This window comes from Mangrovibacterium lignilyticum, assembly GCF_010882175.1.
Classification (GTDB): Bacteria; Bacteroidota; Bacteroidia; order Bacteroidales; family Prolixibacteraceae; genus Mangrovibacterium; species Mangrovibacterium lignilyticum.
The window spans coordinates 91,175-114,952 of record NZ_WKLH01000004.1 but is presented as its reverse complement, the minus strand read 5'-3'; the positions used below and the strand labels follow the sequence as shown (position 1 = coordinate 114,952).

Below are 23,778 nucleotides of genomic sequence, written 5' to 3'. Positions count from 1 at the left end.
CACATTTAAAGACAACGATAAATATTACATGACTGAAATAAAATATTAAAATATGGATATAATACTAAAAGCTGGGGGTTTACCTCTCATGCTATTAACTCTTCAATTCTGTTATAAGTTCTTTATTGACAAAGAGGCTACGACATATGATTTTGTCATATCAATTTTGGAATTACCATTGAGTATAATGTTCCTAAGTTTGTCTTTTTTTGCAGCACTTGTAATAACAAATATTAGTCAGGCAGATTTAGGTTTCAAATGGTTTCTAGGGACATTGATAGCTTCAATTTTTAGCGTATTTTTCTGGAAACGCTCGGTAGTTTACTACGAACGAGAAAAACTTAAACCTGCTTTTTGGTTGGGAATACTTAACCTAGCAATAGCTGCCCCTTTATTTGTCTATTCTATAATAACCCTTACAAATTAAACTATGGATAATTTAAAAATTGAATATATAGCAATCGTATTGGGTTTATTAGGTATTCTTGGTGCGGCACTGGCAATAGCATTAAATATTGTTAGAAAAAAATCGAATAAAAGTTCAATGGAACGTTATGACGAGAATTCTAAAATGATTGAATTAGATTATTTTAGAAAAAACTTGGAACGCCAGCAGTATGAACTTGCAATGAAAATGGAAGAAACAGAAAGGAGATGGAAAGATTTAAATCATTTAATCATTTCTTCCCAAGACAAAATAAATTACGACCTAAATAAATCAGAAAAAGTTTATTATAATGAGTTTCTACGTAATTCTAAGGTCAATGAAAGAAATTCAAAAATTGACAATTCTTTAGTGTTTGTTCTAACACCATTTAATGAACGATTCAATAACACGTATAGAGCTATTTCAAGCGTATGTAATAGATTTGGACTTAGATGTTTGCGTGGAGACGAAAAATTTGTAGATGGAGATATCTTTCCTGAAATTTTAAAACATATTGTAAGTGCAAAGATTATTATAGCAAATATCACAGGAAGAAATCCAAATGTTTTCTATGAATTAGGTATTGCGCATGCTTTAAACAAACCAACAATAATAATATCGGAGAATTTGAATGATGCGACTTTTGATATAAAATCGAAAAATATATTACTATTCAAACATGAAGATGAATTAATAGAGAAACTAGAAGACACAATAGTAAAACTGTCTCTTGATAAACTATAAAAACGTGCTATAATCGAGTAGACTGCCCCGCCAGTAAGAACTGGCGGGGAGAGCCTCTCACACTCCCGATAGCTATCGGGATACGTACGCGAGCTACGTTCCTCCTTTTCAATTCAATTGTCCCCCCGGGCATTTAAATTCCAGGTACATGTACAGTGGTTCGTTAAAGTATAGCGCATAGTTGTTAAGGGGACGCTCACTTTTGCCTGAAAGTTCAACCTGGCGTTGCAGCTTTTCATAAACTTGCTTAAATTCAGAGAGTGAAAAACAAGCTTGCTCAATTAAGGTGGTGCTTTTTTTTCATCATCAACAGATTTGAAGTCAACACACTAAAGGTACCGGAACCTGAGCACTTTAGCTACCTTTAGGTTTCGTTCAATAATTTGTAAATTGCATTGCTGGTGCAGTGGTGTTCGTTGTACACAAGTTGAAAAACTAAATAAACATAATGACATGAATAAAATAGAAGTTGTATTTTTTATATTATTCTTTTCAATTTTCGTTATCCCTTTCACCGCTAGTAGTCAAAAACTTGAGTTAGAACATGAACTTTTGTTTGAGATGACAGCTTTGTTAGATGAACCGATAGAAATTGGTGATTCTCCAATGGGGAAGCGTACTATTTATCCTGTATCTGGAGGAACCTTCAACGGACCAGAAATAAAAGGTAAAGTGTTGCCAAACGGTGGAGATTGGGTAATAATGATTGATTCTTTAACAGAAAAATTAGATGTTAGAGCAGTTTTAGAAACCAATGAAGGTGAAAAAATATATACTCATTACGGTGGGTTTATTCATTGGAATACTGATGGAAGTTATTATTTCAGAACTAATCCAGTATTTGAAACTTCTTCGAAAAAGTATGGTTGGTTGAATTATACAATTGCCGTTGGAGTAGGTGAATTAATTGAAGGTGGTGTAAGGTATAAAGTTTATAAAATAAAATAAACCCGTGTACAGCATGCGGTCATAAGTAATGCGGGGCGATGTGATAGATTCAACATGAGTACATTAAATGAAAATAGCAACGGTTTGATAAGTAAGTGCTTCGAAACCCGCTCTAATCAGACCGCCATTCGTTATGCACAATTGTGATCGTATGCGAGCTTGAACATGGAATATTCAGGAGCTATAATTTGTTTCACGCTATAAACTGTCCGCAAAGTGCAATACCTAAAAACAAGCGTTATAGAGCAAAGAAAAGTCTGATTTGATTTATTATCAATCATTTGAAATTAACTTTTACTTTCTATTTCTTTTTATTATAACTTACGCTTAATCTATTTTTAAATAGAACGCCATGACAAAATCACTCAGATCCATGTCTAGTTGGTTACAACAATGGTGGGTATGGTTCGCAGCAATTTTCATACTCACATTTATATCGTTCTGGCCCAGTTTCTTTTCAGCAATTGTCAATATCGAGACGCACATTATTATTCATGGAATTAGTGCAATTTCCTGGATGTTATTGGCAGTGGTTCAAGCATGGTTGATTAAAAACAGATGGCGCAAACACCATCGTACTTTAGGTTATGCATCGCTTGTGCTTGCGGTTATATTGGTACTAAGCGGGCTTCGAGTACTCCAAACCATGCTGCTTAAAGATAATAGTGTGGATGGAAGCAATCCTTTGCTCGCTATTAAGTTTTTATATGCTGATATTACTGCTCTATTTTTATTTTGCACTTTCCTTTGGTTGGCGATTAAAGCTGCACGACAAGGTGATTTTTCGCTTCATATGCGATTGATGGCCTGTACTGCAATTATTCCCCTGGAAGCTGCATTGGAAAGGACATATATTTATGGGACTCCCAGCCTTGTCCCAAATTTCAATGTCGCTTTTTACACATCAGTTATTACGCTTATCGTGCTTATGGCCACATTGGTTGTCATAGAGCGATGGCGCAAAAGGTCTCGCTGGCCCTATGCAGCTTTGTTGGTTTATTACGTATCAATGTTACTAACTGTAGATATAATTGTACAAACGGAATGGTTTAATTCTTTTGCAATTTTTTATGCAAATCTATAACCTGGGAAAATATCAATTAAGCACTAGTGATATTATTGGACTGGAAACCATTTTAAATTCCTTCAATTAAGTAACCCAAATACGATTGGGAAGCTATAACAAATATATTGACGACTATTATATCGGATTTGTCGAATATGTAAAAAGTCGATAAAAACTGTGCACACACACAAGTTATAAATTCCATGCGAGTGAAGTGCTAATCATTGGCGGTTTAGCTTTTAGCAAACATTGGGATGATTTTAAAGGTAGTAGCTTTGAAATCCCGCACAGTATTTATACCAACCGTTAGCGGTAATTTAATTACAGGTATAGTTGATAGTTATAATTTATAAGATAACAGTTATGAAACGAAGGAACTTTATCAAAACCAGCACTTTATCTGCATTTGCAATTAGTGCCTATGGTTTTATACATTTTGATGGGGAACAATATATTGGTGATTGTGAAACAACAAGCGATATTTTAGGTCCCTATTATCGTCCGAATAGTCCAGTCCGAAGTAATTTAAGAATTACAGGAGATACCCATGAACTGGTCGAGTTAAGTGGCTATATTAGGCATAATGATTGTCTTACGCCATATAAGAATGCTAAAGTAGAATTATGGCATTGCGACCGTAATGGGATTTATGACAATCAATCTCCGGAATTCCGTTACCGAGGCACTGTTTTTACGGATGAAAAAGGCTTTTATTCTTTTCAAACAGTGTTTCCTGTAGCCTATGCAGGCGAAGGATTTATTCGTCCAGCCCATTTTCACATGATGATTACAGCTGAAAGCTATCAACCCCTGATAACTCAATTATATTTCAAAGGGGACAAGCATATTGATGACGATCTTTATGCGTCATCTCCAAATGCCAAAAAAAGGATCTTAGAAGTTAAAAAAATGAGCACCGGCACGACAAAAGTAGAATACAGTGTAGGAATGTCTGAAGTGCTGAATTTGGAAGTTGCAAGTATTGATAAGCTGCTTGGTAAATACACTCAAGTTAATGACAAAGAAAAAGTAATAGAACTATTTAAATTTCAAAATAGGCTTTGGATGAAGAACGAAGCATTTGGTAACAAATTCGAGTATATAGGAAATAATATATTTGAAGAAGCAAATAATCCGGACGGTATGTATTGGAGGCTTGAATTTAAAATATTAGCAACTGGAACTATCAACTTTACCGAAAGTTATATTGACACAGATTTGTCGGATAAAGTTTTTACTTACATAAAGGATAAATAAAACAAAATGAAAAGCTTCCAAAAATCAAAATAAATACTTGACCTACCGAATACCCTATGACGAAAAAGATATGCAAGCTGCCAGAGAGGCAATGAGTTGTTATAAATCTCAATTTACGACGGCAGAACAAGAAGAAGTTTTTTCATCAATCGTTCAACCGAAAAGAACGATATATTTCCGACCTTTCTTCGGCTCCAATAAGGTTGAAAGCGATGTCTTCAAATAGAATAGCCGGATAATGGAGATGTAAGCGCCTTTGTTCGTTTCATTTCTCTTGTAATTTAACAGGAAATTGCCAGAGATTCTATTCAAGAGAACGTTTATCTAATCTCCTATAAGGTCAAGCTATATCCGAATCCGAACGCGCCTGAATTGAAAGAAATCAGCTTTAAGGTTAAGATGGCCAGGGAAAATGAATGTGATAAGATTGACGAAATCATAAGTCATGCTGATTCATTAAATAAACAAATTCCCGCTAATAAATTGTAAATTGCTTGTAGGGGCGATGCGGGGTGCGCAATGCGGGGGGGAGATTAATCGAAACAAACCTGGCTTATGAAAACGCATAAGATTTACCTGACTTCTATTTTATTCATCGTCGTTATTGTTTTTCTTTCGTGCGTTGACGACAATAAGGTGCCACTAGAACAAAAACTACAAACCGCACTGGATAAGGGCATCAATAAATACCATGTTGAAGGTGCTTCTGCAGCAATAATTTTTCCGGATGGAAAAAAATGGATCGGAACAAGTGGGATCTCACACGATCGCATTAAAATGAAACCGGATATGGTTTTTGCGATTGGGAGTATCACAAAAAATGTTGTTGCCGCACTTACCCTAAAACTTGCTGAGGAAGGCAAACTTTCCCTCAATGACCCTTTATCTAAATGGCTACCTGAATATCAACATGTAAATAGTGCCATTACGATCCGGCAACTCTTAAATCATACCAGTGGGGTCTATATGTTCTGGAGCAATCAGAAAATATGGGATGATCTGAAAAAAGAAAGAGATAAAATATTTACTCCCGAAGAAGTGTTAAGCTATATCAGGGAACCCTATTTTGAACCGGGAGAAGGGTATCGTTATTCCAACACGAACTATTTGCTAATGGCGATGATCATTGAAAAAGCGACCGGTTCCAGTCTTTCGGCTGAATTTAAGGACCGTTTCTGGAAACCATTGCAGATTGAAAATGCCTATCTCTCAATCGAAGAGAAAATACCCGACAATCAAGCACATGTGTATGGCGATAATTTCAACAATGATGGTTCGTATCAAGATGTAACATTCCTTCCGCGAGCATCACATGAAAGTATAACTCATGGTTCCGGCGGTATTTTTATAACTGCCGGGGATTTGGCTTTTTGGTGCCATTCCCTTTTTGAAGGGCATATCTTAAATCAACAGTCCATGGATGAAATGTTGCAATTTGTAAGTTCCGGGCTAAACACGAATATGAATGATTATGGATTAGGCGTGGAATTATTTAAAAGAAAGTATTCAAATGGGAAAAAGTCATACGGACATAGCGGCGCGAATATTGGAACTTCGGCCACGATGGTTTATCTGCCGAAGCAACATTTGACTCTTGTCGTCATGATAAACAGCATGAATCATCCCTGTACCCAATATATCCTAAAAAGCTTGACAAATATCTCACTGAAGGAATTGAATGCCTATGCGATCATTCCACTATTTCCTTATGGATTTGTAATAAGTGTCGCCGCAGCTTTTTGGATCGTATTTATCATCGTTCGCATATGGCGAAAAAGAAAAATTCATGTTCCCTAAAGAATTTATCCTTCTCCCCTTCCTGCTAGCAAAGCAGCGACGAAAGCATTTGTTCGATGGTCGTTTGTAACGACAATTAAAACGGAATGTTAGGACACCCCCAAGGCCAGTCCTGTAGGGACGGCATCTTTGTAGAAAAGGACAGAGAGAAAACAAGAGCTCCGTAGGAGCGAAACTAAAAGTGGCTGCATTGCCTGTTTTGATTTGAACGGGAATTTTTTCTAACAAAGAACCAATTCCCCCGGCTACCGCGCGAATCCCTCACTGCTGCAAGCAAACTTTCATATGCTGTTTATTTTGCCACACGATGCAACCGTTCGGCAACAAAGAAAATCAGTTCGAATGGCAATAAGTTGAATTTTGCTTATGCTAAACTCAGAAAGGTTTCGTAATTTGAGGATACGAAAGTAAACCGATTGAAAGACTTGAATTTATGCGATAACAAAAGCGACATCTAAAACATGAAAATAGCCTCATATCAGGTAGCTTTCTCTGATAACGAACAGCATTGACAACAATAAAAAAATACAAATCATGAAAAAACGAATACTCTTGTACGCCTTACTGCTAACGCTGCTTAGCTGCAATTCGACACCGGACAACCCAGCCGATACAATTTATCTTGGCGGAAATATTATTACCATGAAAGGCGATTCGGCACAGTATGCTGAAGCAATTGCGGTTAAAGATGGAAAAATACTTTTTGTCGGTTCGGAGGCAGAAGCTAAAAAATATCGAGGCGATTCTACCATAATAAATAATCTTGAAGGCAAAACGATGTTACCTGGCTTTATCGATCCTCATAGCCACTTTATTAATGCAACACAATTGGTGAATTGGGTAAATGTTTCACCAAGACCAGTTGGTCAGGTAAATAGCGTTGAAGAACTAAAAAATACGATTGCTGAGTTTATTAAAAACAAACCGCTAAAAGAAAACGAATGGCTGGTTGGGTACGGCTATGATCAAACCATGTTTGAAGATCGGGAAGCAACATGTTACGATTTGGATGAAGTTGTGCCCGATAACCCGCTCTTGATTATTCATGTTTCATCTCATGGAGCCTTGTTGAACTCAAAAGCACTTGAAATTTCAAATATTACCGCTGAAACAAAAGATCCGGCTGGGGGCGTAATTTCCAGGATGCCCAATTCAAAGAAACCTTCGGGTTTATTGATGGAAAATGCCTTCCTCCCGGTTCACCAAAATATGCCCAAACCAACGATCGACGACCTCTTAAAGTCCTTTGATAAAGCACAGGAAGAGTATACGAAATGGGGCTATACTACGGCTCAGGAAGGAGCAAGCTCCTTTGATGATCTGCAACTATTGAAAAAAGCCAGTGACGACGATTTATTGGTCATCGATATTATTTCCTATCCTTTATTTATTGATATGGATAAAATTATAGGCAAAGAAAATTTTGGGCAATATAAGAAGCACTTAAAGGTCGGTGGAATCAAGGTGTTGCTGGATGGTTCTCCCCAAGGCGGAACAGCCATGCAGGACTATTTAACTCCCGGGCCGAATGGAGAAGCCCATTGGCAGGGGGTATCTTTTGTTCCTAAAGATGTATTCTTTAAAGTCATGCAAACTTGTTATGACAACAACCTGCAATTAAATGTCCATACGAACGGAAGCGGAGCAATACAAGAAATGATCGACGGCATGGATGAAATTAATTACGACAAATCGAAAGACTTACGGTGGTGCTCCGTCCATTGTCAGTTCGTTACCAATGAGCAATTAGATAAAATCGCAGAGTTAGGAATGGTCCCTTCATTTTTTACCAACCATGCTTTCTATTGGGGCGACGTTCACATTAAAAATTTTGGATTTGAGGTCGCCAATAAACTATCTCCAATAGAATCGGCTTACAAAAAAGGACTACGTCCAACCAATCATACCGACTATTCTGTAACTCCTTTAGATCCGTTTATGACCATCTGGACGGCAGTTAAAAGAGAAACCAGAAGTGGTCAGATTATTGGTCCGGAAGAACGAGCCACGATATATCAGGCCTTACAAATGCTGACCTCCAATGTTGCCTATCAATATCATGAAGAAGATACCAAAGGCACGCTGGAAGTGGGAAAACTTGCTGACCTGGTTATTTTAGATAAAAATCCACTTGATATAGATGAATCAACGATCGACGATATAAAAAACACCAAAGTTGTTGAAACGATAAAAGAAGGAATGACAGTTTACGAGAATTAACCGCTGCCAACATTTTACATCAGTAATGGCAATGAAAGTACTCGACTTCCCATATACGCCTCGTCTCCGCTTCGGTGACGAGGCGTTTGTTCTATGGTCGTTTGTAACGACAGTCTCCGGGGCATTCATAAAACAGTCAACAAAAACACCCTCGTTTGTAAACAGGCGAACAGAAGGAGACCGACTAAACGCAGCAGCCAGTTAAAACTCAAATAAAAACCTATCATTAAACCACTTACTACGCCTAATGCATTTTATTCAACCAGCGAAGGGTATCATATCTCCACCTATATTACCCAATACTCCACCTGTTTTATAAATTTGTCAGCGATATTTGCGTTGGAGCTGTGCAGGTATTGTTTGCACTACTGGCAAGGATAAGCAATCATTGCCGGTGGTGGCTTTTTTTTAAGAAGTCATCCGCAACGTCAAGCAAAAGAGCAACAACTCTCAAACCTGTCATTAACTAATCACGTCTAAAACAACCAATGAAACCTCAAAAGCTAAGCGTTCTTGAAAAGATCGGATACGGATCGGGAGATGCCGCCGTAAACGTCGTTATTTCCTCGATGTTCCTGATCATCACTTATTTTTACACCGATATTTTTGGCATCAAACCAACCGATGTTGCTTTAATGTTTGGACTGGTTCGGTTGATCGATGCCGTAAGTGACCCGTTAATGGGAATCATCACGGATAAATATAAATCAGCAAAATGGGGTCGTTTCAGACCTTACTTCCTTTACCTGTCCGTCCCTTTTGGGATCTCAGTCTTCCTAACCTTCACAACTCCTGACTTTGATTATGCAGGCAAACTGATCTGGGCCTATTCCACCTACATCTTGGTGACACTGATGTTTACATCCGTTACGATCCCCTATATCTCGTTAATCGGGGTATTAACGAACGACCCGCAGGAACGACTGGAGGCCAGTGGCTATCGCTTGTTTTTTGCGAAGGTAGCAGCCTTTGGAGTCTCCATCCTGGTGCCAATCATGGCGAAAGCCTTTGGTGCCGGAAACCTGGCCCACGGATACCAGTTGGCCATGGGTGTTATGGCCTTGATCGGAACATTGCTGTTCCTGTTCTGCTTCGTGACAACAAAAGAACGCGTGGAGCATATCGTCGAAAAAACACCCTATCTGCAACAATTGAAATACCTGGTTAAAAACGGACAGTGGATGCTGTTGGTTGGTTCTTGTTTATCGGGAACAACAGGCTATGTTATTCGTGCGTCGGTGGCCATTTACTACGCCAAGTATTACCTGGGCGGCGACGAGATTGTACAGTCAACCTTTATGGGTACCGGCGTAGCGGCAGCAATATTAGCCATGCCGCTTTCAACCTTAATCACCAAACACTTTTGCAAGGTGAAACTCTTCTGGATATCGCAATTTGGAGTCGGCATATTTAGTGCGTTGATGTTTTTCCTGGTAAACCCACAACCCGATAGTATGATGATGGCCTATATTCTTTATTTTACGTTGTCATTGGTGGTTGATGTTCATGCTCCGGTATTCTGGACAGCCATTGCCGAAGCGGTTGACTACGGACAAGCAGAAACAGGCGTTCGTGTTTCAGGATTGGCCTTCGGTGGGATTTCCTTTGCACAGAAAGCCGGAATGGGTATTGCCGGTGGTGTCGTTGGTTTATTGCTTAGCGCATTCAACTACGCTGCACCAACCGAAGCGGTTCCACTCCCTGTTCAAACAGATACAGCTCTTTTGGGCATTGCGCTCATGCTAACGCTCATACCAGCCGTCTTCCATGTCATCAACGGTCTATTGATTATGCGATACAAAATTACCGATGAATACTACGAAACTGTTATAAAAGCGCAAATACACATCTAATGAATACAACACCAACAAATGCACCGCTGGTCGAGCAACGCGCCGATCCATTCGTTTACAAACATACCGATGGTTACTATTATTTCACGGGTTCGGTTCCGACCTACGATTGCATCGAGCTTCGACGTTCGAAAACGCTGACCGGACTGAAGGATGCTGAAACATTCAATGTTTGGTACAAACACGAATCGGGGCCAATGAGCCGGCATATCTGGGCACCCGAGATTCATTACCTCGATGGGAAATGGTATGTTTATTTTGCGGCCAGTGAAGAAGAGGATATTTGGAAACTGCGTCCCTACGTGTTGGAATGTTCCGGTCAGGATCCATTAAAAGACGACTGGATTGAACTGGGACAGATGCAGGCAGCCGATGGCGATGAAAAAACATTCATCGACTTCTCGCTGGATGCCACCATCTTTGAAAATAAAGGAAAACGCTATTACTGCTGGGCTGAAAAAACCGGTGGACAATTTGCTGCATCGAATCTGTATTTGGCTGAAATGGAATCGCCCATTAAACTGAAAACGGTGCAGTTTATGCTGACAACACCCGACTACGACTGGGAACGCATTGGTTTCTGGGTGAACGAAGGACCGGCAGTGATCAAAAATAAGGGGAAAATATATATCACATTCTCAGCAAGTGCTACCGGTGCCTGCTATTGTATGGGAATGATGGAGGCCGATGAAGATGCAGATTTGCTGGATCGGAACTCCTGGAAAAAATCGAGATACCCGGTATTGAAAACCGACTACGAAAAAGGCATCTACGGACCGGGACACAACTGCTTTACAGTAGCCGAGGATGATGTCAAACCGCTGTGTGTTTATCATGCCCGCGATTACGAGAATGCGGTTGGCGATCCGACTGTTGTTCCGAAGAGCGACACCCGACCATTGGACGAAATCATTAAGGATCCGTTATACGATCCAAATAGACATGCCAGAGTGATGGAAGTAAACTTTGATGCTGACGGAAAACCTGTATTTGAATTTTAATCTCCATTGAAAGTTTCCTTACAGCATCAACAAACAAAAAGATCCGGTCCTGCAAAAGATCGGATCTTTTTGTGTTTCTGTAAGCGTTCTTGAAACGTTGCTTTACTTCCGTTTTTTACATCCACACTGTTCAATGTTTCGCCGCCAGCGCCAATCTGCGCACTTGACTTTGTCTGGCTTATTTAAAAGACACCTGCATCTTTTAAATTTCCTTTACTTTTAGTTAAAGTGTAGCACCGACACACATCACCGAATCATTTCCTTCGTATTTTTGCATGCAAGAAACAGACTAATCAGACCGGGACAAGTGAAGTTGATATTGCAATTAAGTGAACATTAGAATGAAGAAAAGTCTGTTAACTCTATCGTTTGGGACCTTTGGGCTTGGTATAGCCGAGTTTGTGATGATGGGAATTCTCCCCAATGTTGCCCGCGATTTTAATATTAGTATTCCACAAGCCGGACATTTAATTTCGGCTTATGCCCTGGGCGTATGTGTTGGCGCACCGCTAACCGTACTTGTTGCCCGAACCCTTCCACTGAAAAAAATCTTGTTGGTCCTGGTGGCGGTTTATGCCCTGGGAAACCTCTTCACCGGCTTTACTCCCAGCTACTGGACGATTCTGTTTATGCGTTTTGTATCGGGATTGCCCCACGGCGCCTTCTTTGGTGTTGGTTCAATCGTTGCTGAGAAACTGGCCGATAAAGGGAAAAGTGCACGTGCCGTTGCCCTGATGGTAGCCGGGATGACAGTTGCCAACCTGGCAGGTGTGCCATTGGGAACTTTCCTGAGTAACCTGTTTTCGTGGCGCATCATCTTTATTGCCAACGGTGTCTGGGGACTCCTTAACCTACTGGCGATCATCCGCTGGTTGCCTGACCTGGAGCCCATGCCCAATACCGGGTTAAAAGGACAATTTGCCTTCCTGAAAAATCTTTCACCCTGGCTGTTAATTGGCTCAACGGCCCTCGCAAACGGTGGCATATTTTGCATGTACAGCTACGTTACCCCGCTGATGACCGATATGGCAGGCTTCAGTGCTGCCGACATGAGCTGGATTATGATTCTTTGCGGACTCGCCATGGTCATTGGCAACATCATCGGCGGAAGGCTTTCTGATAAATTCCCGATGCACAATGTGCTGAGCAGTATTCATGCTGTAGCAGGACTCTCATTGATCGCCATTTTCTTTTTCTCGACCTCTCCCTTGCTGGTTCTCCCGATGCTGATAATTTGCTCGGCATCGCTCTTTGCAATCTCGTCGCCGACGCAACTATTGCTGTTACGCAATTCACGCGGGGGAGAAATGATGGGAGCTGCTTTTGTGCAAGTTGCCTTTAACATGGGAAATGCCATTGGCGCGTGGAATGGAGGACTGGCTATCGCGGCTAACAAAGGAGTCAACTATACCGCCATTATTGGTGCCGGTTATTTAATCGCTGCTTGTTCGCTGGTGTTGTTTTACCGCCATTGGCAACAAAGTAACCTTATTCCAAATACCATCGGCAATCGTTGATCCGAAGTTCTCTTGCCGGAATACTTTCCTCCTTGAAAACGCTCCTTCCCGATAGTTAACTGCTTTTATTAAGAACGAAGGCAGATTGGCTTCCCGGTGGAATATCTTTTGCAAAGTTTTGTAAATTGAAAACCGAAAGTGAGTCCAACAACCGGGATTTACACTCCTGTTTCAACTGAAAGACTCATTACTGAACCCTTTAAGACGAAAGATTAAGCATGAAAAACATCGAAGTTTGCACAGTGGAAGAATGTAATTCATTGGGAAAAAAAGTCTTGACGATTGACGGACAGGAAATATTACTCATCCATTCAGATGGTGAATATTTTGCGGTAGACAATATCTGTCCCCATGCACGCACCCGCTTAATCAGCGGCAGAGTTGAAGAAGGAACATTAACCTGCTCAAATCACGGCGCTTGTTTCGATTTAAAAACAGGAGAAATACGCGTCGACAAAATCGATGAGGATTTACTGGAACAAATTGATGTTGATAATTTACCCTTTGGTCCTCTTAAAACATATCCGCTTCAAATCACGAACGGCATGATTGTGATCACAGTTTAGCTGAGCAAACCGCAAAGCATATAACAGAATATCAGCAACCGTTGTAATTGTACAAGGCTGCAAAAATAACCGGCAAGACAGAAGCTGCAAAATTCGGGTAGGCTGTGGCGATCTTAATCAATTAGCGTAACTTGTAATATCGAGTAACACCAAAAAGGAAACCAAAACAAATTACCATGTTAAAACTTCCACTGATTACGATTTTAGCAGCGTTATTTTTTATAACTTCTTGCCAAACAAAAAAAGTTGAAGAAGCCCCGATGGCAAAAAAAATCCCACATGAGTTAACTGTCCACGGCCACACCCGCGTTGACAACTACTACTGGCTAAATCAGCGGGAAGACAGTGCTGTATTAGACTATCTGAATGCAGAAAACGCCTACACCGAAAAGGTGATGGCACATACCGCGGCCCTTCAGGAAAAACTGTACGAAGAAATAAAAGACCGAATCAAACAAGATGATGAATCAGTCCCCTTTCTCTCCAATGGTTATTATTATTATACACGCACGGTTCCCGAAACAGAATATCACTTGCTCTGCCGCAAAAAAGGCTCGACCGAGAGTGACGAAGAGATCCTGCTGGATGTCAACCAACTGGCGAAAGGTCATCCGTTCTATGCTATTGGCGGAAGTTCGGTGAGCACCAACAACCAGATTCTGGCGTACGGAGCCGACACGGTCAGCCGACGCAATTATACCGTCTATTTCAAGAACCTGGAAACCGGCGAACTGTTGGCTGATGAAATTCCGATGACAACCGGCCATGTAGTATGGGCAAACGATAACAAAACCGTTTTCTATACCCTGCGCGACGAGGAAACCCTGCGCAGCATCAAAATTATGAAACACGTGCTGGGAACACCTATCGAAGATGACCAGGAAGTGTTTTACGAAGATGACGAAACCTTTGGGGTCGGTATCTTCAAAACCAAGGGCTACGATTACCTGATGATTGTTTCGTTCAGCACATTGACAACCGAATACCAGTTTTTGGATGCCAATAAGCCGGAGGGCAATTTTACAGTTTTACAGCCCCGTACCCGAGGACTGGAATACAGTGCGAATTACTACAATGGCTACTTTTACATTCGCACCAACCTCGATGCACAAAACTTCCGACTGATGAAAACACCGGTCCAAAAGCCTGGCAAAGACAACTGGATTGAAGTGATTCCGGAACGGGAAGATGTTTTTATTGAAGGATTCGACCTGTTTAAAAACTACATGGTGGTTCAGGAACGCAAGGAAGGGCTAAGCTTACTGCGTGTAATGCCTTGGAAAGGTGATGAACATTACATTTCATTTGATGAAGAAGTCTACTCGGCGTGGATTAGTACCAACAAGGAGTATGATACCAATATGCTGCGTTTTGGCTATTCATCATTGACAACTCCCTCCTCAGTTTTCGATTACAATATGGACAGCCGGGAAAAGAAACTGATGAAGCGACAACCGGTGATCGGTGATTTTGACCCGGCGAACTACGAAGCCAAACGTGAATATGCCATAGCCGACGACGGCACCAAAATACCCATGAGCATTGTTTACCACAAAGGGCTAAAAAAAGATGGCAACAATCCGGCTATGATATACGGCTACGGATCGTACGGCAATACGATTGATCCAACTTTCAGCTCAAGCCGCTTGAGTCTGCTCGATCGGGGATTTGTTTACGCCATTGCTCACATTCGTGGTGGACAAATTAACGGCCGTAAGTGGTACGACAATGGCAAGTTGCTGAAAAAGAGAAACACCTTCACCGACTTTATAGCCTGCTCCGAACACCTGATTGACAGCAAATACACCAATAGCGATAAATTGTTCGCCAAAGGTGGTAGCGCCGGTGGTTTGCTGATGGGTGCAGTGGTCAATATGCGTCCCGACTTGTACAAAGGGATAATCGCTGCAGTACCTTTTGTTGACGTGGTCACCACCATGCTTGATGAATCTATTCCGCTAACCACCGGAGAATTTGATGAATGGGGTAATCCGAAGGAAAAAGAATACTACGACTATATTCTTTCTTATTCGCCCTACGATCAGGTGGAAGCTAAAGACTACCCGGCCATGCTGGTTACAACCGGCTTGCACGATTCGCAAGTGCAATATTGGGAACCGACCAAATGGGTGGCCAAGCTGCGAGATCTGAAAACGGACGACAATCCGCTGCTCCTTAAAATCAACATGGATTACGGTCATGGTGGCGCATCCGGACGTTTTGAATGGATTCGGGAATTGGCTTTGGAAGATGCTTTCATTTTCGACCAGCTGGGTATTGAAGGATGAAATCACTTAATGGAATCATCAGGTCTGTGAAAAACAAAACAGGTTGCAATTGCTGAAACGTCCTTAAACCAGTAATTCTCCTAGCCTGATAACATCGGCTATAAAACAGGTAAAATGGGCCCGGTTTAATACAAGTCGGTTGTTGAGGAATCACTGCGACACCTCAAGCCTCTCTAGTTCCGGTACTATTAAATCGTAAATTCAAGAAATACAAAAGGCAGCCTTTTGAGTCCCCCAACTCATCTGGCTGCCTTTTAACTTTTGCCCCTTCTTCTACGTAACTTATTCTTCGGTCTTTTCTTCTTTTTTCAAGCTCTTTTGCATTGGGTTCGGGCGCGAACGGTTCCATCCACTGGATTTGTACAACTCGAACCTTGTTGGCTGAACCCTTGGAGGCCAGTAATTATTATTCATATCGACATCCGCCGTTTCCTGGTATGGATCGAGAATTACCTGCGAAACTTCTTTCTCAAATTCAAATACCTTCGACACTTGCTCATTGTCCAGTCTCCAGATTTCTGCCGGAATGCGAACGTCCTCTGAAGTGCCATCAGTGAATTCAAACTTGAGAAGCAAAGGCATCACTAACCCGCCAATATTTTTGAAGTCGAGCTGGTAGTAGTTGTGTCCATTGTTGAGGTATGCCAACTCCGCTTCAGAATATCCTTTCAATCCTTTTTCATAATCTTTCATATCGTCCTCGGTAACCAGATATTGATCGTAGCTATTGTAGAAGTCACGAGTCAATGTATCCAATTCAACCATTGTATTGGTACGGTTCTTTTCGTTCCGAATCGTTGTCATCGAACGTCTTTGGTCAGCGTCACGCTCCTTCTGCAAGGGTTTTTCAACTTCGGGATTCGTTGTATTTGCCTGATACCAGGTCACTTTGTCCAATGAAATATCAACATTGTCGGTGGTATAAAACCAGCCTCTCCAAAACCAATCCAAATCAACAGCTGAAGCATCTTCCATGGTGCGGAAAAAATCTTCCGGCGACGGATGCTTGAATTTCCAACGATTCGCATATTCTTTAAACGCGTAATCAAAAAGCTCGCGTCCCATGATTGTTTCGCGCAGGATGTTCAAGGCAACGGTTGGTTTGTGATAAGCATTGCTGCCGAAATTCCAGATCGACTCAGAGTTGGTCATGATGGGCGATAAGAATTTCTTATCCATTTTCATGTAGTCAACAATCGTGTAGGGCTCCCCACCACGACGGTTGGTTGGAAAATCAACGTCCCATTCCTTTTCGGTCAGGTATTCCAGAAACGAGTTTAGTCCCTCATCCATCCAGGTCCACTGACGCTCATCGGAATTAATAATCATCGGGAAGAAATTATGGCCAACCTCATGCACAATCACACCGATCATTCCGGCTTTTGTGCTTTCGCTGTAGGTACCATCTTTTTCAGGACGACCACCGTTGAAACAAATCATCGGGTACTCCATGCCAATATCTTTGGTATGCACCGAAATCGCTACCGGATATGGATAATCGAAGGTATGTTTTGAATAAGTCCGAAGCGTATGGGCCACCACTTTAGTCGAATACTGTCCCCAAAGCGGATTACCTTCTTTGGGATAATACGACATAGCCATAACGGTACGATCGCCGAATTTTACTCCAATCGCATCCCAGATAAACTTACGGGAACTCACAAAAGCAAAGTCGCGTACATTTTCAGCTTTAAATACCCAGGTCTTCGTTTTCGAAGAACGACCGGCAGTTGCTTTTTCAGCCTCTTCCTGCGTAACGATCAGAACCGGTTGGTCAGCATTCTCAGCCTTTTTAAGGCGATTCATTTGTTCGCTTGTCAATACGGTCGATTTATTTTGAAGAACTCCGGTAGAACCAACGATATGATCAGCAGGAGCAGTTATGCTTACTTCAAAATCGCCAAATGGAAGCGTAAATTCACCACGTCCCAAAAACTGCTTGTTTTGCCATCCTTCAACTTCATTGTAAACAGCCATGCGTGGATAAAACTGAGCAATGGTATAGATGTAGTTGCTGTCATTTTTTAAATACTCGTAGCCTGAACGCCCGCCATCTTTCTCGCGGTCATTCACATTGTACCACCATTTTACCGAAAAACTCACTTCACTTCCGGGTTTCAGCTGCGCTGGCAAATCAATGCGCATCATCGTTTTATTGATCACATACGACAGCTCATTGCCTTTGGCATCTGTCACCGCTTCAATTTTAAAACCCCCTTCAAAATCACTTCCTGTGATCTTTTTCAACTGGTATAATCCAGTGCGGTTATCCAATTTCGAGGTTGCCACCAAAGGAGTATCAGAATCTTTGGCCCGCATGTTTTGATCCAGCTGCAACCACAGGTAGTTCAAAGCATCCGGAGACTGGTTGTGATACGTAATGGTTTCGGAACCATGAATTTGTTGTTTCTCGTCATCCAGGGCCAGCTTAATCTTATAATCTGCCTTTTGTTGCCAATACTCATGTCCCGGGGCGCCGGAGGCCGTGCGGTAAACATTGGGCGTTGCAAACTCTTGTTTCAACTGACGAAACTTGTTGTGATTTGTATTTTCCTGCGCCATTCCACTGACAACAATCATCAGCAGGAAAACAAAAACGGACATTTTTCTCATTGGGATTAATTTTAACAAGCAATTTGTATTATCTACAAGGTCATAATTACAGTTAGATGACATTTTTTCTTGAAAAAAGTTTACAACGCGATATATTCATGTTGAAGGATTATTGTCAGGGCGATGCCGGCAGCAGCCCCCGATATGAATATCTTCCATCGAAGATGTTCCATCGAAAACAAAAGCGTTGATAAAGCAAACACCATGAAATAGACCAGCAGGATAAGCAGTTGTCCGAATTCGAGTCCTAAATTGAAAGCCAGCAACGGACCAACAATTGACACCTCAGTTCCTAACAATTCTTTCAGATAATTGGAAAAACCCAGGCCATGAATTAATCCAAAAAACAGGACGACGATGTAAATCAAGTAGCGTTGCCGGTCACTTGGCTGACGTAAATTGGAAAGCGCTGTTATGAGAATGGTGACTGGAATTAAGAACTCAATCAAACCGGGTGAAATCAGGACGTAATTCAGTGTTGACAGGGCCAGGGTCACCGAATGGCCAATTGTGAATGCAGTGATTAAAATCAATAATCTTTTCACTTCGCCAAATTGATAACCGGCACACAGGGCCAATACAAAAACAATATGATCGTATCCGTTCAGGTTGATGATGTGCTCAAAACCTAACTTCAAATAAAGCTGAAACGTACTCATGGAAAGTTAAATTGTTTGATTCTAATCGCGAATTTCTATCTTCGCAATCGATGCATTTGTATCGAATATCCGAATTTATTACACAAATTACCCGAATGAAGCGCTTTTTTATTCTCATTTTGTCAGTTTTACTGATCGCTGCATTACCGCAAAAAGCTAAAGCTCATCCTTTTCACGTGAGCATGTGCGAGGTGAAATACAATGCCGATGAACAGCGTCTCGAAATTGCGCTGAAAATTTTCATTGACGACTTGAATATGGCATTGAGCAAGAGCGGAATTGAAGATCAACATTTTGGAGAAGCCGATGAAAAGGAAGATGCAGACCTCATCTTAAAAACCTACCTGCAAAAAGTTTTATTGCTAACAATAAACAGCGAGGAGAAAGAACTGAATTACCTGGGCAAGGATTTTGACGGTTCCTCACTTTGGGCCTACATTGAAGTTGATAATGTCGCATCAATTCAAACTTTTGAAGCCACTAATACCCTTTTCTTCGAACTATATAAAGACCAGCAAAACATCATTCAGCTCACCTACCAGGATAAAACGCGCAGCTTGCTGTTACATCGCGGGAACACGAGCGACAAATTGGAATACTAGCATATTGGCACAAAAAAACCACCGACATTGCTGCCGATGGTTGACTTATTTTGTACGAATCGATTCTTATTTCAAGAATGAGCAAGCTTTCTCGATGGCTGCTTCCAAACCGGCAACATCTTTGCCGCCTGCAGTCGCATAGAATGGCTGTCCGCCACCGCCACCTTTCATTTCCTTGGCTGCCTCGCGAATAATTTTGCCGGCATGTAAGCCTTTATCAGCAACAATATTGTCTGCAATCATTACGGTAAGCAACGGTTTGCCTTCTATTTCGGCTCCAACAACCAGGAACAAGTTCTCAACCTCTCCTTTTAATTGGAAAGCCAGATCCTTAACCAGGGCTGCATTATCGAGTTCAACCTTATCGGCAATGATATTTACACCATGCTCCATCAGCACCTTACTCTTCAGGTTCGACTTCACAATTTTCAAGCCTTCGCGCTGGAAAATTTCGATTTGTTTCGACAGCTCGTTATTTTGCTGAATCAATCCCGAAACACTTCCCAAGACATCACTCGAGCCTTTAATCGCTTCTTTAATTTGCTGGAGCAGTCCAAGCTGATCATTGATATATTTCTCGGCGCGAGCAGCGGTAATTGCTTCGATCCGACGAATACCGGCAGCCACAGCGCTTTCTGATACAATTTTCAACATCCCGATTTGACCGGTAGCTTCCACGTGTGTTCCTCCACAAAGTTCAACCGAATCGCCAAACTTTATCACGCGCACCTGGTCGCCATATTTTTCACCAAAAAGCATCATTGCTCCCATCCCTTTTGCCTCGTCAATAGGAACCGATCTTTTTTCGGTTAGAGTTGCATTTTGCCGAATCTTTTCATTCACCAACAATTCGACCTTAGCCAATTCTTCATCGCTAACTTTTTGGAAGTGCGAGAAGTCAAAGCGCAGATGATCAGCATTCACCAACGAACCCTTTTGTTCAACATGCGTTCCCAACACTTCGCGCAAAGCTGCATGTAACAAGTGCGTGGCTGTGTGGTTATTCGCAATCTGCTGACGTCGACCGACATTTACGACGGCTTTAAAAGCTCGTTCCGGATCTTCAGGCAGCTTTTCAACCAGGTGAACAATCAGGTTATTTTCTTTCTGTGTATCGAAAACCGCGGTTTTCAAACCTTTGGCTTCAATGTACCCCTGGTCGCCAACCTGACCACCTGACTCGCCGTAAAATGGTGTTTGGTCGAATACCAGCTGATAATATGCTTTTTTCTTTTGTGTCACTTTTCGGTAACGAGCAATATGAACTCCCGCTTCCAGCTTGTCGTAGCCCAAAAATTCGGTCGACTCAATCCTCATCAACTCAACCCAGTCATCAGTTTCCTGCTGGGCTGCACTTCGCGAACGGTTTTTCTGTGCGTCCATTTCATCGTTAAAACCGGCTCCGTCAACAGTCATGTTGTTCTCACGAGCAATCAGTTCAGTCAAATCAAGTGGAAAGCCAAACGTATCGTATAAGGAAAATGCATCTTTCCCTTCAATAACCGTTTTGTTCTCTGCTTTTGCCTTTTCAATAATATCATCGAGCAATTTAATACCTGTTGAAAGTGTACGCAAAAAGCTCTCTTCTTCTTCTTTGATCACCTTTTCGATCAACACCTGCTGTGCTTTCAATTCAGGAAAAGCGTCGCCCATGTTTTCTTTCAACTGATCAACAAGCTTGTAAATGAATGCCTCGCGGAAGTTCAGGAAAGTATAACCATAACGCACGGCACGACGCAAAATACGACGGATCACATAGCCTGCTTTGTTGTTTGATGGTAACTGACCATCGGCAATAGCGAAAGAAATCGCACGCAAATGGTCGGCAATTACGCGCATGGCGATATTCGATTTATCGTTTTCGCCATATTTGATGCCACACAAAGTCGAAATTTCTCCAATGATGGTTTGGAAAACGTCAGTATCGTAATTCGACTTTTTACCTTGAAGCACCATACACAAACGTTCGAATCCCATTCCGGTATCCACATGTTTGGCAGGCAACTCTTCCAGCCGACCATCAGCTTTCCGATTAAACTGGATGAATACTAGGTTCCAGATTTCAATCACCAAGGGGTGATCTTTATTCACCAATTCGGCGCCTGAGATTTTGGCTCGCTCGTCATCATCACGCAAGTCTACGTGGATTTCGGAACAAGGACCACAGGGACCGGATTCTCCCATTTCCCAGAAATTATCCTTTTTATTACCATGCAGAACGCGTTCTGCCGGCAGGTGTTTCAGCCATAAATTTTTGGCTTCTTCATCCAGTTCAAGTTTATCATCTTCACTTCCTTCAAAAACGGTGGCATACATCCGATCTGCTGCTATACCCATTTTATCGTGTAAAAATTCCCACGCCCAGTCGATCGCATCGGTCTTAAAATAGTCGCCAAACGACCAGTTTCCCAACATCTCGAACATGGTATGGTGGTAGGTGTCGTGTCCAACCTCTTCCAGGTCGTTGTGCTTACCACTGACACGCAAACACTTTTGCGTATCGGCAACACGGACCGATTTGGCAGGCTGGTTCCCCAGGAAAATATCTTTAAACTGGTTCATACCCGCATTGGTAAACATCAACGTCGGGTCATCTTTTACCACCATCGGGGCAGAATCAACGATTGTATGCTGCTTTGAAATAAAAAAATCCAGAAAGGCCTTCCGAATCGCTTTGGAATTCATATCCATCGTTTCTGATAAGTTATAATATTTGTTAAAAAGCTTTAATTGCAATCCTATCAAACTGCTTTCCAACCGAAAAAACGTATTTTTGCGCCTGTCAAACCAGCTCGACCAAAAGTCTTGCAAAGTTAGATTATTTACTTAAATTTGTTACACTTGTAAAAAAGAAATTGGTTTTTCTATGGTAAAAGCAAAGTATAAATTCAACCCCGAAACGTTGAGTTATGTGAAGGTTGAACACAACTTTAAAGCTAAACTATCTCGCCTGCTTATTCTTTTTTCTGTCAGCTTGATGATGGGAATCATCATGTTGGTGGTTTTTCTTCAATTCTACGAAACTCCGAAAACGAGATCTTTAGAGCGGGAAAATAAACGCTTGGCCACCCAATACGAACTGATGTTCAAAAACTTGCAGGACGTTGAGAAAGTTCTTGGCGATCTTCAGGAGAGAGATGACAATCTGTACCGCGTGATTTTTGAAGCCGATCCGATTCCGAACTCTGTTCGTAAAGCCGGGTTTGGTGGTATTAATAAATACGCCCAACTGGAAACCCTGGACAACTCCAAGTTGGTTATCAAGACAGCTCGTAAACTGGATATTATTTCCAAACAAGCATACGTACAATCCAAATCGTACGACGAGTTAGTGACACTGGCGATGGACAAAGAAAAAATGCTCGCCAGCATTCCGGCAATTATGCCCATTTCCAATAAAGATCTGAAGCGGACAGCTTCGGGATGGGGATTCCGTATTGACCCGATTTATAAGATTCGTCGGTTCCACCACGGGATGGATTTCAGTGCACCGATTGGTACTGAAGTTTATTCGACAGGAGACGGGGTTGTGAAAGAAGTTAAAACTTCGCGTAGTGGATTTGGACGCTGGATTGTTGTTGATCATGGCTTTGGATACCAAACTTTATATGGTCACCTGAATGAATTCAATGTGAAAGTTGGACAAAAAGTAAAACGCGGAAGTATTATTGGGTTCGTTGGCAATGCCGGTAAATCAACAGGTCCTCACCTTCACTACGAGGTTCATAAAAACGACAAGGCTGTCAATCCGCAATTCTATTATTTCAAAGATTTGACACCGGAAGAGTACGACCGAATGATCGCTCTTTCAACCAATGCCGGACAATCGTACGATTAATCTTCGGATCAGTGCCTTACAAAAAGCCTCAAATAGAAAAAATTTACTATTCCATCAGCGAAGTGGCTGACATGTTTCATGTAAATACGTCGCACATCCGCTATTGGGAAAAGGAATTTGATGTCCTTAAACCACATAAAAACAAAAAGGGCAACAGGCTGTTTACCAAAGATGATATTGAGCAATTAAAGCTCATCTACCACTTGGTAAAAGAAAAAGGCATGACCCTGAAAGGCGCCAAGCAGAAGCTGAAAGACAACAAAGAAGAAACCGTTGACAATCATGAAATGATTGACCGGCTGCAGTCGATCCGCCAAATGCTCATTGATATTAAAAACGAGCTCGACGAGCAATAGACTGCCGGCTTTTCCTGAGATTACCA

At 41.7% G+C, this 23,778-nt stretch carries 18 protein-coding genes; 15 read left to right on the top strand and 3 right to left on the bottom strand.

Annotated features, from left to right (window positions below; translation table 11 throughout):
* Positions 1 to 52: 52 nt before the first annotated feature.
* From GJV22_RS18085 to GJV22_RS18030, 12 genes are all read left to right on the top strand, one after another.
* The gene (locus tag GJV22_RS18085) at positions 53 to 427 is read left to right on the top strand and encodes a hypothetical protein (protein ID WP_163717235.1); all 375 of its coding nucleotides are present in this window, start codon (positions 53 to 55) and stop codon (positions 425 to 427) included.
* A gap of 3 nt (positions 428 to 430) precedes the next feature.
* Positions 431 to 1,171: a hypothetical protein gene (locus tag GJV22_RS18080; protein WP_163717232.1), complete on the top strand. Its 741-nt coding sequence runs from the start codon at positions 431 to 433 to the stop codon at positions 1,169 to 1,171.
* A 453-nt stretch (positions 1,172 to 1,624) separates the two neighbouring features.
* Positions 1,625 to 2,119: a DUF3237 domain-containing protein gene (locus GJV22_RS18075; RefSeq protein WP_163717231.1), complete on the top strand. Its 495-nt coding sequence runs from the start codon at positions 1,625 to 1,627 to the stop codon at positions 2,117 to 2,119.
* Between the two features lie 352 nt (positions 2,120 to 2,471).
* Entirely contained in the window at positions 2,472 to 3,203 is a 732-nt protein-coding gene (locus GJV22_RS18070) for a DUF2306 domain-containing protein (protein ID WP_163717229.1), read from the top strand.
* A gap of 345 nt (positions 3,204 to 3,548) precedes the next feature.
* Entirely contained in the window at positions 3,549 to 4,442 is an 894-nt protein-coding gene (locus GJV22_RS18065; RefSeq protein WP_163717227.1) for a dioxygenase family protein, read from the top strand.
* Between the two features lie 555 nt (positions 4,443 to 4,997).
* The gene (locus GJV22_RS18060) at positions 4,998 to 6,239 is read left to right on the top strand and encodes a serine hydrolase domain-containing protein (protein ID WP_163717225.1); all 1,242 of its coding nucleotides are present in this window, start codon (positions 4,998 to 5,000) and stop codon (positions 6,237 to 6,239) included.
* A 534-nt stretch (positions 6,240 to 6,773) separates the two neighbouring features.
* Positions 6,774 to 8,459, top strand: a complete 1,686-nt coding sequence (locus GJV22_RS18055) for an amidohydrolase (protein WP_163717222.1) — start codon at positions 6,774 to 6,776, stop codon at positions 8,457 to 8,459.
* Between the two features lie 488 nt (positions 8,460 to 8,947).
* Positions 8,948 to 10,312, top strand: coding sequence for an MFS transporter (locus GJV22_RS18050; protein ID WP_163717220.1), 1,365 nt, complete (start codon positions 8,948 to 8,950; stop codon positions 10,310 to 10,312).
* Complete coding sequence (locus tag GJV22_RS18045) at positions 10,312 to 11,313, top strand: glycoside hydrolase family 43 protein (protein WP_163717218.1); 1,002 nt, start codon at positions 10,312 to 10,314, stop codon at positions 11,311 to 11,313. Before GJV22_RS18050 ends, GJV22_RS18045 begins: the two co-directional genes overlap by 1 nt.
* Before the next feature lie 341 nt (positions 11,314 to 11,654).
* Positions 11,655 to 12,830 (top strand): MFS transporter, encoded by a 1,176-nt coding sequence (locus GJV22_RS18040; RefSeq protein ID WP_163717216.1) that lies wholly within the window; start codon positions 11,655 to 11,657, stop codon positions 12,828 to 12,830.
* A gap of 218 nt (positions 12,831 to 13,048) precedes the next feature.
* Positions 13,049 to 13,396, top strand: a complete 348-nt coding sequence (locus GJV22_RS18035) for a Rieske (2Fe-2S) protein (protein WP_163717215.1) — start codon at positions 13,049 to 13,051, stop codon at positions 13,394 to 13,396.
* Positions 13,397 to 13,656: 260 nt separating this feature from the next.
* Complete coding sequence (locus tag GJV22_RS18030) at positions 13,657 to 15,684, top strand: S9 family peptidase (RefSeq protein WP_238480359.1); 2,028 nt, start codon at positions 13,657 to 13,659, stop codon at positions 15,682 to 15,684.
* Positions 15,685 to 15,966: 282 nt separating this feature from the next.
* Here the strand turns inward: GJV22_RS18030 and GJV22_RS18025 are convergent, their stop codons facing one another.
* Both GJV22_RS18025 and GJV22_RS18020 read right to left on the bottom strand, forming a co-directional pair.
* A complete protein-coding gene (locus tag GJV22_RS18025; protein WP_163717213.1) occupies positions 15,967 to 18,297 on the bottom strand; it encodes a M1 family metallopeptidase in 2,331 nt (776 codons plus the stop codon).
* Positions 18,298 to 18,377: 80 nt separating this feature from the next.
* A complete protein-coding gene (locus GJV22_RS18020; RefSeq protein ID WP_163717212.1) occupies positions 18,378 to 18,956 on the bottom strand; it encodes a HupE/UreJ family protein in 579 nt (192 codons plus the stop codon).
* Between the two features lie 95 nt (positions 18,957 to 19,051).
* Here GJV22_RS18020 and GJV22_RS18015 point away from each other — a divergent pair, with 95 nt between their 5' ends.
* Positions 19,052 to 19,558: a DUF6702 family protein gene (locus GJV22_RS18015; protein WP_163717211.1), complete on the top strand. Its 507-nt coding sequence runs from the start codon at positions 19,052 to 19,054 to the stop codon at positions 19,556 to 19,558.
* Positions 19,559 to 19,624: 66 nt separating this feature from the next.
* On the opposite strand, the gene alaS is transcribed toward GJV22_RS18015, so the two are convergent.
* Positions 19,625 to 22,243, bottom strand: a complete 2,619-nt coding sequence (gene alaS / locus GJV22_RS18010) for an alanine--tRNA ligase (protein WP_163717210.1) — start codon at positions 22,241 to 22,243, stop codon at positions 19,625 to 19,627.
* Between the two features lie 181 nt (positions 22,244 to 22,424).
* Here alaS and GJV22_RS18005 point away from each other — a divergent pair, with 181 nt between their 5' ends.
* Both GJV22_RS18005 and GJV22_RS18000 read left to right on the top strand, forming a co-directional pair.
* A complete protein-coding gene (locus tag GJV22_RS18005) occupies positions 22,425 to 23,396 on the top strand; it encodes a M23 family metallopeptidase (protein WP_163717209.1) in 972 nt (323 codons plus the stop codon).
* Positions 23,397 to 23,407: 11 nt separating this feature from the next.
* Positions 23,408 to 23,752: a MerR family transcriptional regulator gene (locus GJV22_RS18000; protein WP_163717208.1), complete on the top strand. Its 345-nt coding sequence runs from the start codon at positions 23,408 to 23,410 to the stop codon at positions 23,750 to 23,752.
* Positions 23,753 to 23,778 lie beyond the last annotated feature (26 nt).